The organism is Pseudomonas jessenii (assembly GCF_002236115.1).
Classification (GTDB): domain Bacteria; phylum Pseudomonadota; class Gammaproteobacteria; order Pseudomonadales; family Pseudomonadaceae; genus Aquipseudomonas; species Aquipseudomonas jessenii.
Map to the genome: position 1 here is coordinate 223,666 of NZ_NIWT01000008.1, position 15,015 is coordinate 238,680.

Annotated in this window: 9 protein-coding genes and 2 pseudogenes; 4 read left to right on the forward strand and 7 right to left on the reverse strand. The window is 54.6% G+C overall.

What is annotated here, in order from left to right:
- Positions 1-259 precede the first annotated feature (259 nt).
- Positions 260-2,650 carry a DUF3772 domain-containing protein gene (locus PSJE_RS26030; protein WP_090454819.1) on the forward strand — a complete coding sequence of 797 codons (2,391 nt, stop codon included), beginning with the start codon at positions 260-262 and terminating at the stop codon, positions 2,648-2,650.
- Positions 2,651-2,756: 106 nt separating this feature from the next.
- On the opposite strand, the gene PSJE_RS26035 is transcribed toward PSJE_RS26030, so the two are convergent.
- The 7 genes from PSJE_RS26035 to feaR form a co-directional block, all read right to left on the reverse strand.
- Positions 2,757-4,247 (reverse strand): aldehyde dehydrogenase family protein, encoded by a 1,491-nt coding sequence (locus PSJE_RS26035; protein ID WP_090454818.1) that lies wholly within the window; start codon positions 4,245-4,247, stop codon positions 2,757-2,759.
- Between the two features lie 48 nt (positions 4,248-4,295).
- Entirely contained in the window at positions 4,296-4,685 is a 390-nt protein-coding gene (locus PSJE_RS26040; protein ID WP_090454817.1) for a c-type cytochrome, read from the reverse strand.
- Positions 4,686-4,922: 237 nt separating this feature from the next.
- Positions 4,923-5,660, reverse strand: a complete 738-nt coding sequence (locus PSJE_RS26045) for an AAA family ATPase (protein ID WP_057715397.1) — start codon at positions 5,658-5,660, stop codon at positions 4,923-4,925.
- The gene (locus tag PSJE_RS26050) at positions 5,660-6,403 is read right to left on the reverse strand and encodes an ABC transporter permease (protein WP_090454816.1); all 744 of its coding nucleotides are present in this window, start codon (positions 6,401-6,403) and stop codon (positions 5,660-5,662) included. Before PSJE_RS26050 ends, PSJE_RS26045 begins: the two co-directional genes overlap by 1 nt.
- Before the next feature lie 11 nt (positions 6,404-6,414).
- Positions 6,415-7,614 carry a YcaO-like family protein gene (locus tag PSJE_RS26055; RefSeq protein WP_090454815.1) on the reverse strand — a complete coding sequence of 400 codons (1,200 nt, stop codon included), beginning with the start codon at positions 7,612-7,614 and terminating at the stop codon, positions 6,415-6,417.
- Between the two features lie 786 nt (positions 7,615-8,400).
- Positions 8,401-9,258 (reverse strand): McbB family protein, encoded by an 858-nt coding sequence (locus PSJE_RS26065; RefSeq protein WP_157858929.1) that lies wholly within the window; start codon positions 9,256-9,258, stop codon positions 8,401-8,403.
- An 895-nt stretch (positions 9,259-10,153) separates the two neighbouring features.
- On the reverse strand, positions 10,154-11,062 hold the full coding sequence (gene feaR, locus PSJE_RS26070; RefSeq protein WP_154862758.1) for a transcriptional regulator FeaR: 909 nt from the start codon (positions 11,060-11,062) through the stop codon (positions 10,154-10,156).
- 281 nt (positions 11,063-11,343) lie between these two features.
- Between feaR and PSJE_RS26075 the strand changes: the two genes are divergently transcribed.
- From PSJE_RS26075 to PSJE_RS32345, 3 genes and pseudogenes are all read left to right on the forward strand, one after another.
- Entirely contained in the window at positions 11,344-12,666 is a 1,323-nt protein-coding gene (locus tag PSJE_RS26075) for an alginate export family protein (protein ID WP_090454812.1), read from the forward strand.
- Positions 12,667-12,939: 273 nt separating this feature from the next.
- Positions 12,940-13,449: pseudogene (locus tag PSJE_RS32340) on the forward strand (cache domain-containing protein); the annotation flags it as partial.
- A gap of 360 nt (positions 13,450-13,809) precedes the next feature.
- Positions 13,810-14,847 (forward strand): annotated as a pseudogene (locus PSJE_RS32345) (methyl-accepting chemotaxis protein); the annotation flags it as partial.
- Positions 14,848-15,015 lie beyond the last annotated feature (168 nt).

The following is a 15,015-nucleotide window of genomic DNA, read 5'->3' on the forward strand; positions in this document are numbered from 1 at the left end:
AACAAGCTTAGGCCATGGATTCATGGGTTGACTTGTTTTGCTGAAACCACCCGCCAAAGGCGCCGCCCCCCCTTGTAGGAGCCCCCTGTGGGAGCGAGCTTGCTCGCGATGACGGAGTGTCAGTCGACATTTTCGGTGTCTGACACACCGCCATCGCGAGCAAGCTCGCTCCCACAGGTTCTCGGGTTCCATTGCGACAAAACAATGTCCAGGGCCTAACCTCATTGGCTAAGTGACCAACAACCCGTCGAGCTCGCCGATGCGCAATGTCTTGAAGTCAATGATTTACGTCGCCTTCGCGGTTCTGGTGGCAAGCCCGGGATGGCTGTTGGCGGGGGATATGGCCGACGCCCCCGCTCCTGCCCCCGCTCCCGCAGCCCCGATCATCAGCATCTCCGACAGCGAATTGCTGGGGGTGCAAAACCAGCTCAACAGCCTCAAGCAGCAGGTTTCCCAGGCCAGTAATTACACCCAGCTGGAAAGCTCACAGGACCAGGTGCAAGTACTGATTCAGGAGATTGAACGCCTGTCCACATCGCTGCTGCCTGGCCAGGCGCAATTGCAGGCGCAACTGAACGTGCTGGGGCCCGTGCCGCTTGACGAGAACGCACAGGTGACATCTGCAATTACTACCCAACGAGACGCCCTCGGCGAGCAAAAAAACAAGATCGACAGCCAACTCAAAACCCTGGCCGCGCTTAAAATAAGTGCCGCCGAGCTGATCACCCAGATTGCCAGCATTCGGCGCAGCTTGCTGGAAGCGGAAGTGACTCAGCAGACCAGCAGTATCCTGAGCCCGAGATTCTGGTCGCCATTGTTCGCTCTTCCGATCGAGGACCGCCAACGTTTCAGCGTCCTCATCGAGCAACTCGAGGCCACGCACCGGGCCGCCTGGCAACCCGGACAACGCGGGATCACGGCCATCTTGTTGATCCTGGCCCTGCTCATATGGACCGTGGGTCGAGACCTCGCCGGCCGGGTTCTGGCGTGGCTGTGCTTTCATCGAATGCCTGCAGGCCGTCTGCGGCGCAGCTCCCTTGCGCTGGCGTCGGTGATGGCGACGGTGCTGACCGCTGGCATCGCCCTGCAACTGCTGCATTTTGCCGGGACCCGGCAACTGCCCTACCCCCCCCTGCTGGCCGACCTGGCGCAATATCTGGAAAAGCTGGCCTATACCTGCGTACTGATCACCGGATTGAGCCGCGCACTGTTGTCCACTAAACATCCTTCCTGGCGCCTGCCCGATATTGCCGATCCGGTGGCACTGGCGATGGAGCCCTATCCGAGGTTGCTGGCCAGCCTGCTGCTGGTGCTGGTAACCCTGGTGCAGATGAGTAATGTCACCGGCATGAGCGCCGAAGTGGTGTTGTTCGGTCGGGGCATCGTGGCATTGGTCGCGGCACTGGTGATCGGTGCGCTGCTGTTGCGCGTCAGCAAGACGCGCAGAGACCTGATCGTTGCCGGAGAAGCCCCCGAAGGCGTCACCACCTTCGCCGGCCTGATTTACACGTTCACGGGCGCTGCCGTGGTGGTGTCCCTGTTCGCCCTGTTGATCGGCTACGTGACGATGGCCCGGTTCATCACCTATGAAATGGTCTGGATATTCATCATCTGCGCCGGTTTCTACCTGCTCACACAGGTCTATCAGGACACCTGCGACTACGTTTTTTCGCCCCGGCAACCCACCGGCAAGACCATCAAACAGCTGCTGGGCATCGGCAATCCGCGCCTGGAACAGATCTGCACCGTGTTATCCGGAGCCGGCCGCGCCATCCTGATACTGATTGGCCTCATTGCGCTGTTTGTCGGCGGGATCGGTACGACACTCGGGCAACTGTTCACCGGCACGGTGGCCGTACTCGGCGGTGAAGGGCTGCGCAAGCTGAACATCGTCCCGGACAATTTGATGCATGCCCTCCTGACACTGATGATCGGTGTCTACCTGATTCGCACCCTGCGCCGCTGGCTGGATCGCGAATTCCTGCCGAAAACCGAGATGGACCCGGGCATGTGCGCCTCGCTGAGCACACTGTTTGCCAACATCGGCTACGTGTCCGTCGTCCTGCTCACGCTGGCGTCGCTGGGGATCAAGTGGACCAACCTGGCCTGGATTGTCAGTGCCTTGTCGGTGGGCATCGGCTTTGGTCTTCAGGAGATCGTGAAGAACTTCATCTCCGGCCTGATCCTGCTGACCGAGCGCCCGGTGAAAGTCGGCGACCTGATCAGCATCAGCGGCGTCGAAGGCGACATCCGCCGGATCAACGTACGGGCCACGGAAATACAACTGGCCGACCGCTCGATCATGATCGTGCCCAACTCCCACCTGATTTCGCAGAACCTGCGCAACGTCACCCTCGGCGGCAGCGCCCAGGGCGTGGTGATACTCGAGCTGATGTTCCCGTTGGATATCGATCCGGAGCTGGTGCAAAACCTGCTGATGGACACCTACACCGAGCATGAATCCATTCTGGATAAACCAGCGCCGTTTTTGCGCTTCAGTCAGCTGAAACCCGAAGGAATCACATTGACCATCACCGGCTATGTCGGCAGCCCACGCACGGTCGGCGCGATCAAGAGCCAGCTGCTGTTTGAAATTCTCAAGCGGTTGGGGGCCGCCGGGATTGAACTGGCGAAACCGCCTGCAGCGTGATGTGGGGGCGAGCCTGCTCGCGATGGTCGCCAACGATAACGCGAACTAACTGACAGACCGCATTATCTTGACGTTTTTCGCGAGCAAGCTCGCTCCTACAGGTTGATCAATGTGCGATGCACACCGACTTGAGCTCGGTGTAAGCCTCGATCACCGCACGGCCAAACTCACGGCCCATGCCCGATTGCTTGACGCCACCGAACGGCATCGCCGGGTCGAGCAGCACGTGGGCGTTGACCCAGACCGTACCGGCCTCGATGCGAGGCACCAGGTTCATCGCTTTGCCCAGGTCATTGGTCCACAGGCTGGCGGCCAGGCCGTAGCGGTTGTCGTTGGCCAGTTCGATCACGGCGTCTTCGTCGTCGAACGGCATCACACCCAGTACCGGGCCGAACACTTCTTCGCGGGCCACGGCCATGCTGTGGTCGATGTCCGCCAGAATGGTTGGCTGCACGAAGAATCCATCACCCTCCAGCAACTCGCCGCCAGTCACCACCCGCGCACCTTGCTGGCGGGCCAGTTCGATGTGCTTGAGCACGCTTTGTTGTTGCTTGCGCGAAACCAGTGGGTTGATTGCCGCGTCGCAATTCATGCCGGCGCCAATCGGCATCGCCGAGACGGCGGCAGCCAGGGCTTCGACGAATTGGTCGTGGATCGAACGGTGCACGTAGAAGCGCGAGGCCGCTGCGCAGACCTGGCCATTGTTCAGCAAGCCGCCGAGGATCGCGCCTTGCACGGCTTTTTCGATGTCGGCATCGGCGAGCACGATCATCGGGTTCTTGCCGCCCAGTTCCAGGGAAAAGCGCGTCATGTTCTCCATGCACGCCACGCCGACACTCTTGCCCACGGCGGTGGAACCGGTGAACGACACTTTGCTCACCAGAGGATGCTGGGTCAGCACGCCGCCAACGGAAGCGCCACCACCGGTGACCACGTTGAATACTCCGGCCGGGATGCCGGCTTCCAGCGCCAGTTCAGCCAGGCGCATGGCGGTCAGCGGGGTTTCCATCGCCGGCTTGATGATCACCGTGCAACCGGTGGCCAGGGCTGGCATCAGCTTCCAGGCGGCGATCAGCAGCGGGAAGTTCCACGGCACGATGCCGACCACCACACCCACCGGCTCACGTTTGGTGAAGGCGGTGAACTTCGCACCGGGTGGCAACGGGATCGACACGTCGAAGGTCTGGCCTTCGATCTTGGTCGCCCAGCCGGACATGTAGCGCATGAACTCCACCGTGGCGTTGAGGTCCAGGGCGCGGGCCATGTTGATCGACTTGCCCTGGCTCAGGGTTTCCAACTGAGCCAGTTCTTCGGCGTGTTCTTCGACCAGGCGGGTGAAGTTCAGCAGGATGCGTTCACGGTCCGCCGGGCGCAGGCTCGACCACACGCCGGACTTGAACGCCTTGTGGGACGACTGCACCGCACGCTCGACGAGTTCCAGCGGCGCATCCAGGGTTTCACACAGGGTTTGCCCGGTGGCCGGATTGACCACGGCGATGCTGTCGCCCTCGGCAAGCACCCACTGGCCGTCAATGAAGCAACCGTGACGACGTTCGAGGAATGCAGCAACCTGGGGCAGGATTTCAACGTTGCTCATAATTCACCTTTCATTCAGACGATGTGTTCAGGCGCAAATCCGGCCTGATCAGTGTTGTTCTTTGAGGAAGCACGCGACCGCCTGGCGGTCGTCGGCGGAAGCCAGGCCCATGTAGGGCATGTAGGTACCCGGCACGAAAGCCTGGGGCTGGGTGATCAATTGCGTGATGTTCTCGGCCTGCCAGTCGACGTCTTTGTCGCGCATGGCCTGGGAGTAGCTGAAGCCCGCCAGCGAGCCGGACTTGCGTCCATACACACCGAACAGGTTCGGCCCCATCATGCCGGTCGTGCCCTTGGTCACCGCGTGGCAGACGCTGCACTCAGTGGCAAACACTTCGGCACCACGGCGCGTGTCCGGGGCGCACTCGGCGGCGGACACCGCCTGAACCAGGGTGAAAGACAGCAAACCGATCACGGGCAAACGCAGCGAAGTGAACATAGGAAAACGACCTTGAAAATCCACGCGCCCGCCAGCAGGCGAACGCCAACACTAAAAATGCCGAGGCAACGGTGCTTCGGCAGGTTGGTAGGGATTGTCGGTGGTCGCCGACACGCAGGTTTTGCCCTGCGTGCCAGTTGTGTTGGCGGTTGTGCCAGATTGCGTATTAGAAACAGCACGTGCAGGTATGCGACATCAGGAGCTCGTTTTAGCTGAGCTGAGAAGGCGGTGACCTCGTTATTTTTTTTGAGTAGAAGGCGCCGTGAACACGGGTGCAACCGCCGCGCGGATAAAAGCTTCATCCAGAGTGCTTGCACCGTAAGAGTCCAAGAACTCTTTACCGGAGCTGAACGGTACAAACCGTCGCATGCTGATCATATAAAAGTTGTCACAGTTGCTCACAACCTCCTCGATGTTATGTGAAGACACTAGAATTGCCGTTCCCTCAGCAGCAGCTCCACGCAAACACTTCCAAATGTAGTGTCTGAACTCAGGATCAACTCCAGCGGTGGGTTCATCCAGTATCACCAGATCCGCCTCTACAGCCAGCAATGATAGAGTAAAGAACCAACGCTTTTCGCCATAGCTGCAAACAGAAGACTTTTTGCTCCAGATTTCCTTATATCGCTCAATTATTTCCGGGCTCCAGACAGCGAGCTTTTTCAAAGCATGCTCTTGCGACATTCGGATCGGAGAGCAAAGTAATGTAGTCATTTTAAAGATATCGAACATACGCAGCACGGGGGGCGTCATGATCGTCTGTGATAAATAAAGCTGCCTGACAAACCTATTGACAAGCTGCCCTTCTTTCGCCTTTTTCAAGCCGCATACAATATCGAAAAACGTAGTCTTTCCAGAGCCGTTTGGACCCAGCAGACCGGTAATAGAGCCTGGAATCACACTGATAGATGCGTCATTGAATATTGTTTTTTCAGAATACTCAAAACAAAGCGAACTAGCTTTTATAATACCCATCAATACCGACTCCACACTGGATTTATGCGCAAAAATCGCAAGGACAACAAAAATACAGTAATAAAAGAAAAGAAAACCCCCAATATCAAAACCGGGTGCCTTTCAACCCCCCCAATCATTATTTGATTTGCAATATATAAAGGATTAAACCTTTTGATAATATCCAATACAGGATGCAAATCGCGAACACTTAGAACACCCAACACAAGCATTCCAAATGACGTCACGGAGAAAATTGTATTGGCATTCTGAAAACTAACAGGCAACAAGCTCAACAGAACTCCAGGCACACAAAACAATACATAGCAGATATAAAACCGAGAAAAAACCAATAAAAACTCAGCCACATCAAAGCCTCCAAAAGAAAAACATGTCAACACATAGAAAGCGGCACAGTAAATCGAAGAAATAAGTGAGCAAGCAAAAAACTGCGCTAACACAAATATCAGCTTGGCTTCGGATGTATATACAAACGATCTAATGAATCCACTTTCCCTTCTACCTACGATGTAAAAGGAGAAGCCAAAAAAAGCGACACTTGAAGAAATATAAGCATGAAACCAAGAAGTGCTTTCTAAATAGCTCATACCCGAAGGAGAAAGCTCTCCTCTGGAGTATGCCAGCAAATAATAGGTCGCTACCGGCGAAACAATAATCCAAAAAAGCGCAACAGGTTCTTTTAGCTGTTCCTTCACAAACAACCACGTAAGCTCGAAAGATCTTGATATTGTAAAAGCTGTCATGAGTCACCCTTTCATGGAAATGGAACCATAATTTTTTTCCGTTCAGAAAATATCTGCCCCATAAATCTCTCAGAGTATTTATTGCGGAAATTTATCCCCCTAGAGTTATTCATATGCAAAAATAAATCGGGAGAAACAAACTTACAGAAAAAATACAAGCCGCTCTGCATCACAAGAGAATTAACGTAGAGATAACCATCAATCCGCTGAGACTTGAGCGCAGCCAAAAGTCCAGACAAGTTAAACTCAAGCGAAGACTCTGATGTGTCGGAACCACGGAAATTTACCGAAGTTATCTCCTTATATGTTCCATAGGTGTTACAGCTTAAAAAATACTTCAAATATGAATCTTTAACCTCTTCGACGTCACCCTCAGTAGCTCGAAACAAATCAATGAATCTGTAGGTTTGCCACAGCTCATAGATTGATTTCTCAAGTGCGCTGCTTAGCGTTTCCGCATACGACATTCCGGCGCAATACCTAACGTGACGCTTATTATCCTTTTGACCGTAAACAGCCAACAAACATACACCTGGGTAATCATAATCTGTTATATCGATAACCGTAATCTCACCTGACTTGCATAGTGCGTCGTATAACGTTTGAGCGCGACCTTCACTCAGGGCTATTTTGATGTCAGTTTCAAGAACCAGCTGAGTGCATTCCTTTGTGAGCCAAAATCTTGCTAGAAACTGCCTTTCCAAATATTCCTTTATCGACCCAAAAGCTGCATCCTCAAATCGGTAGTGAAAACTGCAACCGCATGTATCTCGCAGCGGATATATTGAATTTTCACTTTCAATTTTATTATAGTTAAGAGAAACACATGCGGTAGGTATGTGACAGCAAGAAAAATCCGATACACGCAACACCTCCGTCAAATTATATGAATGTTTGGCAAGCTGCGCGGATGTCAAATCACTCTCATTAGTTTGAGAAAAAGCATAAATAAACTTCCCAGCTTCAAATCTCGACAACGTATGAGTGATACCCCCTACTACGTCGGGCTTAACCTCCATATAGAAATGCCGTCTTTCAAAGTACTCACCTAGCGCCGCTTTTATAGAGGAGGAACCGTTCCCTATTCCAGATCCTCCGTTTAACCAAGGGTCTTCTACTTCAACAGAAGACGGAAGAGACAGTAAGCAGGCTGGCTGACAAATCAATGCACCAGGTAACGTTGAGTAGTGACTAGAATTATATAGAATCACATTGCTCACCAATGAAGTGCACACACATAGGAAAGAAAAGAGTTGGATTAAGACCTATTGCCTTACACAGCATCGTGTCTGTGTACGCGGACCACAACCTGCATCGCAATCCAAGCTTTTTGGCTTGCAATTCGATCAGCATGTAAATTGATCCAACCTCCATAAGCGCAAGTCTGTACCCTCGATATCTGTACTTAAATAGTGTTTTAGGTATGTAGACGGCATAAACTATCGCTATACGAGGTGTGCCAATACTGCCTGGAGATGACAAAATTGCCCTCTTAAAATCATCGATATTTTGTGTACCCTGCATTACTTCAAACCTCCTCGACCGCGGTAGTAAATGCAAGATCTTTTCAGAACATGGCCAACTTTCCTCATCATCCATCAGAGAACAAATAAACATCTCAACTGGATATAATGCACCACCGCTTGGATATCCACGCTTATAACTATTTTTTCTTGGGGAAAGCACAGGAGACATAAGCTTTTCTAGCTTCGAAAAAACTATATTTGTGCTGGAGAAGGCTTCACATGATTCATCACGACAAACATCCGAATCCAAATTCAATTCAGAGCGAACAGGGAATTCCAAATTTAGATCCGGGTAAAGCCGCAGTTCGTTCCCGGTTAACTGAGTAAGCTGCTCATTGCTGACATTATGAAGACGAGTTGCATGCTTGAATGCATCATGGATCGTATAATTCCCCTTTACGTGAAAGTCCAAGGTTTCCGCATGAACAGTTGAACTCATGAACTTCAGATAATAGTCATGGGGTATATACTTCATCCCTGCACCCTCAAACAGTCGCACATATACCAATGAGAGGCCGAGACATCCCTCACGAAGTTACCATTAAAATCAACATAGGAGTCTTGAAGTACATTATCCTGATAACGATATTCACTACCAGGTTTCGTTAGCAGCTTTATTTTCTTTGCAATCGCCCCAACAACCAATGATCGCTGCAGGATATTTAGCGAATCGGTAGGAACGGCTATATGCTTATTTTTGCAAAAATTAAGCAGCCTTGACCAAGTATTCCTGCCACTATGATATTCCTCATAGTTTATCAGCCTGTCTATGCTGCAAAAATGACATGGATTTCCGACTTTCGGCAAGTACGGCTGACTGATACAGAACGAATTACCCGAGCGATAACAAACACTGATCGCACTGTCCGGCGCAGCATTTACAACATCGAAGTATATTTTCTTTATAAAATCATAATCATAATTCATGCAAGCGATTACGATGTAGCATTTCTTACTTAAAACAATGTCCTTAAGCGAGTCTGAGATATCACTTATTTCTAACGGGGTATCGATCTCACTTCTTAACAATGCCTCTAGTTCGGTGGTTTTGTCCCAGTCATGGGCCACAATTGTTTTCTCAAAGTAAATTTCACCAGGGTCTTCTTTAATAGAGAGCGCTTTTTCTAAAAAATCATAGGCGGCTTCTGGATTTAAGCCATGCTCCGACAATATCTCCAAAAACTCAGCCTTTGAAATATTCTTATAACTTTTTAACTTAGTCAGAGCCGCCACCAAAGATGGCGAACTGATCTTCGAAACACCTTTCCTTGAAACTACTAAATTATCAGAGTGAAAATTAAGTATTTCGTAGCTTTGTATATTTAACATCATCCAGTTCCTTTATATGGCTTTTCTGGCTAACACCAGAAAAGCCATACTTGATGAATTGTCAGTCGTTGTCGGACGATACCTGAGGAGTTACTGCGTTCCCTCCACTCCCACCGCTTCCGCCGCTCCCGCCACTACAACCGCCGCCACCCCCACATCCGCCGCTACCTCCACATCCGCCTTGACCGCCAGACCCTCCAGCCATGTGTGGGCATGAGCCGTATTCAAACTCATCGCCAAGATAAAGAACGTCTCCAAAGTTTTCGCTGTTCATCATTGTTTACTCGCTATTAAAGAAAACGCCACCAAAGTTAGTGACCCTTCTATATTTAGTAACTTCCAGAACTTGACGCAAGAGGCCATTTTTTTGTGCGTAGGAATTTTCACTCAACATCTAAGGAAAATTCGTGCGAGATTTCCGGATCGTTTTTCGTTCACTCTCTGTTTAAAAAATGGCATCGCACTGGCAGATATCTATAAGTACTTAAAATCCAAAACCAAAGTTGACTCAAAACTGAAACAAGCCGAAAGACACTGAACTCAGAGATCTGTAGGACAGAGTAAGAAATGTCTTTCTTTTTCAAAGGATATTTTTTGAAGTTTGATTTTAAATTTTAAAAAATACGACGAACGGTAACCTTGATGATCGTATGCCGTTCTGTGGTGAGCTTCTAACTGGCGACGATGGTGTCCGCTACGTTGTTGGCAGTGATGTTTGGGGATGCACTGCTCAGTCCGTGCAGTAGGAAAAGGAACGCACCCGCCTACAGAGCTTCAAGCGATGCGGAGCTACCGTAGGCTCGAGCCGCGTTCGGACGATCATTTGAGCTTATTTTTTGAAAGCAAGATCAAAAGATCGCAGCCTGCGGCAGCTCCTACCGGGAAATGGTCACGCTCAATTCATGTAGCGCTTGCGATACTCACCCGGCGAAACACCAAAGCGCGCCTTGAACGCCGTGGAAAAATAGCTCGAATCGTTAAAGCCCCATTCGTAGCCCAGCGCACACAATTTGCCCTCACCCCGCGCATGGCGCAGTTGTTCGGCGCAAAGGTCCAGGCGGCGGTTTTTCATGTATTGCGCGACCACCAGGCCGTGTCGGGAAAACAGCCGGTACAGGCCGCGCACGGAGACGCCCACCTCGGCCGCCAGCCATTCGGGGCACAGCGCCTCGTCACCAATGTGTTCATCGATAACGCGCAAGGCCTTGCGGAAGGTGCGAGCCTGGGGTGAGTCGTCCAACTCGCTCGCCCCCATCGCCGGGCGCAGCAGGCTGATCACCGCGTCCAGCGTCGCTTCGCTTTCCGCGTGATTGAGGCCTTGCTCCGTTGAACCGAGGATCAGGCGCTTGGCCAACCCCGCCATCGGCGCCGAAGCCGGAATGCGCTGCGCGGGTTTGACCGTGGTGTAACGCAGGTGCTGTTCGACCCGCTCCCGGGGCAGTATCAATGACAACTGACGGGCGTTGTTGCGGTACACAAAGTTGCTCGGACGCGTGGAGTCGATCAGCGTGATATCCCCCGGCAACAGGGTGATGCAACTGCCCTGCTGCTCCATCACGGCTTCGCCGGCCAGCTGGAACGCCGCGTAGAAATGCGAGCCTTCGCCCTGATCGATCTCATGCTGGGTGCGGAACAGTCGGGCCTGGGCCACGTCGACAAAACTCATCTTGAGCTCACCGCTGTGGTACTCATCGATAGAGCCCGCAAACTGCGCCCCCAACACATTGGCACCAAAGCGCCCGCAGACCTGATTGACCTTGTCGAGCCATTGATCAAAGCGCTCGACCTGTTGTGCATTGCTCATCGTAGCCTCATCCATCGCATTAGTCGCTGCGAGGCGCCCTGCACTTTTCGTTCCTGTCGCTCGCCACCGAGAAATACCGCGGTGGCCATGCCGATCCGTGCGCGATTACTGCGCAGCGCCTGGTCTCGTGCACCAGGAACCGGCGTCGTGGCAACGCGCCATGCAATCTGGCATGCACAACCAACTAATTGGCAAACAGGGAAAAGGGCAAACAATAGCCGCGCCTTAGTATCCGGACAGACCGCAAACCTGCGCTCAAGAACAAGAACGGATGCCACACCATGCTCAAGTCCCCCTTGCTTCGTCTCTCGACGCTCGCGCTGATGATCAGTGCCGGCAATGCCGGTGCCTATGAACTCTACGCCGATGACGACAGCCATCTGAACGCTACCCTCGAAGCCGTGTTCGGCATTTTCCACAGCCAGGAAAACTACGCCCTGTCCGGTCGCCTGAATGAAGGCAGCTCGTCGTGGCGCGAGGGCTACATCAAATACGGCTTGAGCTTCGATCAAGGCCTGGGCGGTGTGGGCACCGCGTACGGCGCGGCGAACATGCTCAGCTCCGGCACCTGGGGCGATGGCGATGCCGCCGGCTTCTCCGATGGTTCGGAACGCACCACCAAGTTCGAAGACGCCTACCTCGGCTGGCGCTCGGCCGATCTGTTCGGCGCGCTGGGCAGTGACGGCGTCGACCTGTCCTTCGGTCGCCAGAACATTGTGGTCGGTGACGGTTTCCTGATCGACGGCGACGCGTTGAACATGGGCAAAGGCCTGGCCGACGGCGAATTCAACCGGGGCGGCGCCTACTACCTGGCGGCACGCAAGGCCTTCGACGAAACCGCCGTATTGCGTCTGGGCGGCAAGGAAGGCTGGCGCAGCGACCTGATGTGGCTCAAATCCGACAACCGCGCCCAGGCCAAGACCGAAATGTACGTCGGCACCCTGGAGCACGTGGCCGAGGCCGGCACGGTCGGCCTGACCTTCATCAAGACCACCGATATCGATGAACAGTACGCCTCGCCGATCCAGCTCGAACGCGACGGCATGAAGACCTACAGCCTGCGTGCGGCGGGCAACGCCGGGGTGAAAGACCTGTTCCTGTCCGGTGAATACGCCAAGCAGGACAAACCCAACACCTCCAGCGAAGACGCCTGGTACCTGGAAGCCGGCTGGACCTTCTCCGACGCGGTCTGGACGCCTAGCGCCAGCTACCGCTACAGCCGCTTCTCGGAAAGCTACGACACCCTGTTCTACGGTTTCAGCCGTGGCTATGGCACCTGGTTCCAGGGTGAAGTGGCGGGCAACTACGCCGGGCCGTTCAACAGCAACTCGCGCATCCAGAACGTCACGCTGAAAGTCTCGCCGCTGGAGAACCTCACCGTCGGCGCGATGTACTTCAACTTCGACACCATCGACCGCAACCTGGGCAACACCGATGGCCACGAAGTCGACTTGTACGCCGAATGGCACATCAACGACCACCTGACCGTGATGCCACTGGTGGGCATCTACCAACCGGACAAGAGCGCCGAAGACGGTGGTACCCAACTGGGTAACAACGACAAGAACGTCTACGCCCAGGTGGTGTTCGCCACCGGCTTCTAATCTCGGCCGCGGGCAGTGGCCACGCCATTGCCCGCGTGGAAAAAGGTATTTCCAATGCACAGAACATTCCTGACGATCCAGAGCAAGATCGCCCTGCTCGCCGGTCTCTGTCTGCTGTTGGTCGTCGGCTTGTTGATGGGTTTGTCGCTCTATCAGACCCACAAGAGCAGCCGGCAAGTGGCCGAGGCCAGTGGCGACATGCTCGCCAATGCGGCCAGGGAACACATGCAGGCCCTGGGCAAAGTGCAGGCCATGCAAGTGCAACGCACCTTCATGCAGACCCACGAATACGGCCAGGGGTTATCGCGCTACTTGTTGTACCTGCGACAGTTGCAACATCAGGGCAGCCTGACTCGCCCGCAACTGCGCCAGGAACTCAGCACCCAGCTTCACCAAGCCTTGATCGACAAGCCCGACCTGCTCGGGCTTTATGTCATTTTCGAACCCGGTGGACTCGACGGTGCCGACGCCGACTTCGCCGGCCAGGCCGCCTTGGGCAGCAACGAAACCGGTCGCTTTGCGCTCTATTGGGTGCAGAGCAAACCCGGCGAACTGCAAGCGGTCATCGGCGACGAAGGCCTGCTTGCCAACACCAAGCCGGGGCCGAGCGGCGCACCGTACAACGCCTTCTATACCTGCGCCCGCGACACCCGCCAGGCCTGTGTGCTGGAACCCTACTTCGATGAAGCCTCCGGAAGCCGCAAACTGGTGACCAGCGTTGCCTTCCCGTTGCTGGAAAACGGCAAGGTCATCGCCGTGGTGGGACTGGACATCAACCTCGCCGCCCTGCAGCAGAACAGCGAAACCAGCGCCCGTGAACTGTTCGATGGCAACGGCGAGATCAGCATCGTCAGCCCCCGAGGGGTGATTTCTGCCAACAGCCAGGACGTCGGTCGCCTCGGTCAGCCGATGGACAATGCCGAAGTGATGGACAGCCTGCGTCAGGGCCAGCCCAAAGTGTTTGTCGATGCCCGGCAAATCAAGGTGCTTGAACCGCTGGCACCGATTGCCGGAGCTGCGCCATGGGGCGTGTTGGTCGGTGTGCCGCAGAACGTGTTGCTGGCACCGGTCACTACGTTGCAGAAAGAACTCGATGCCCAGGGCGTGCAAAGCACTGCGCTTGAACTGCTGCTCGGTGGCGGCTCGGCCCTGCTCGGCCTGTTGTTGATCTGGTACACCGCGCAACGCATCACCCGGCCACTGCAAGCGCTGACCCGAGTCATGGAAGACATCTCTCTCGGCGAAGGCGACCTGACCCGTCGCCTGCAAGTGCAATCGCGAGATGAAATCGGCCAACTGGCGACCGCCTTCAACCGCTTTGTCGAGCGCATCCACCATTCGATCCGCGAGGTGTCATCGGCGGCGTTGGGGGTGAACGAAGGCGCTCGGCGGGTACTGGATGCTTCAAACTCGTCGATGAGCAATTTCGACGATCAATCCACCCGCACCAACAGCGTGGCGGCGGCAATCAACCAGCTCGGCGCCGCCGCACAGGAAATCGCCCATAACGCCTCCGATGCCTCGCAACAGGCTTCATCTGCACGCCAGCAAGCCGAGGATGGGCGCCAGGTGGTGCAGCGCACGATCGAGGTGATGAACGAACTGTCCGGCAAGATCAGTGCATCGTGCGCCAACATCGAAGTGCTCAACGACAAGACCATGAACATCGGACAGATCCTCGAAGTGATCAAGGGCATCTCCCAACAGACCAACCTGCTGGCGCTCAACGCAGCGATTGAAGCCGCGCGGGCGGGTGAAGCGGGTCGTGGGTTTGCGGTGGTGGCGGACGAAGTGCGCAGCCTGGCCGGACGCACCCAGGCATCGGCGCTGGAGATCCAGCAGATGATCGAAGAGCTGCAAGTGGGCGCGCGGGAATCGGTCACCACCATGACCGAGAGCCAGCGCCACAGCGAAGAAAGCGTCACCATCGCCAACCTCGCCGGCTCCCGCCTGGGCAGCGTGACCCAGCGCATCGGCGAGATCGACAACGTCAACCAGTCCGTCGCCGCCGCCACCGAAGAACAAACCGCGGTGGTCGAGGCCCTGAATGTCGATATCACCCAGATCAACACCCTGAACCGGCAAGGCGTGGAGAATTTGCAATCGACATTGCGGGCTTGTACCGAGCTGGAGCAGCAGGCGGCGCGGTTGAATCAGTTGGTGGGGAGTTTTCGGATCTGAGATTTTGGTTGCCTGATATGCTGCCATCGCGAGCAAGCTCGCTCCCACATTTGGATTTCTGCCGTGCACAAAATCCGTGTACAACCCAGATCCCCTGTGGGAGCGGGCTTGCTCGCGAAGAGGCCATCACATCCAACATCTCCACTGACTGACACTCCACCTTCGCGA